Annotated in this window: 1 protein-coding gene; it reads right to left on the bottom strand. The window is 49.0% G+C overall.

Going from position 1 to position 977, the window contains the following annotated elements; genetic code table 11:
* Positions 1 to 494 precede the first annotated feature (494 nt).
* Entirely contained in the window at positions 495 to 845 is a 351-nt protein-coding gene (locus tag DW49_RS0124055) for a hypothetical protein (RefSeq protein WP_024421471.1), read from the bottom strand.
* Positions 846 to 977 lie beyond the last annotated feature (132 nt).

The raw sequence follows: 977 nt of genomic DNA, 5'->3' as shown, positions 1-977 counted from the left end.
TTTTCGAAATAAGTTACCCATAACCTGCAAGCTAAGCTATTGATAAGATTTGAATTTTCCGTTAGTTGGTGGCTGATTTTTTCGAAAACAGTACACTAGCTGCTTAGCCTAGTTGTAGTCAGGCTGAGCAGCTCAGTTTCTGGCAGCTGTTGGCGTGGGTGCGATTTTGACCCAGACTAATGATGTGAGCTGGCCCTCGTGCAGCTTTGAAATCACGAGCAAGGCAGCCAGAGGCCTCTGCATCATTACTGAAGCAGGGCCTTGGAGAAAGTGCTAATTGCTGCTTACATCGAAGCGCATAGGTTTGACGTGAACGACAGTTGCCCCGTGGCCCAAAGCGCGTATGAGGAGCTCAGCAGCCGGGTAAGCAATCCCGGATGTACCAGGAAGACATTACATTCCTCAGCATCTGCGAGACCTGCGCGCTATGCGTGCTCCGGTAGTCTCACCTAACCAAACGACACCGGGCCTAAGAATTAATGCGAGATGCGCGGTTAGATTGCTCGCATCCAATCTAGGGTGCTTCGGAAAACTGGATACTCTTGATCAATTACCTCCGATTGCCAGCTCCGGATATTGTCTTCCTGAGCAATTATGGCTGCCTCTCCCTTCTCATCAATTCTCAAGGCATCCTCAATGCACCCCATTGGCCAGACCCAGGTTGCAAAACCTTTCATTGCTTCATGAGCAGCATTAGCGAGTGCTTGGCCGTCAGCAGTTCTCGCAAAAGCAGCCCAACAGTCAGCTGCTGAACCACTTCTGGAATTCTGAGGCAGTCCGTTTCCACCGATCAGGAACCCTTCAGTTTGGCCTACCACTTGAAGCACAGATCTGACGTTATCCATCTCTTCGGATTCCTTCGGCAGCCATGGCCCCCTAGTGTACTGTTTTCGAAATAAGTTACCCATAACCTGCAAGCTAAGCTATTGATAAGATTTGAATTTTCCGTTAGTTGGTGGCTGATTTTTTCGAAAACA

Origin of the sequence: Pseudomonas avellanae BPIC 631 (assembly GCF_000444135.1) — a bacterium.
GTDB lineage: Bacteria > Pseudomonadota > Gammaproteobacteria > Pseudomonadales > Pseudomonadaceae > Aquipseudomonas > Aquipseudomonas avellanae.
Note: the sequence above shows the minus strand (reverse complement) of the source record. Positions and strands in the feature narration are given on the sequence as shown.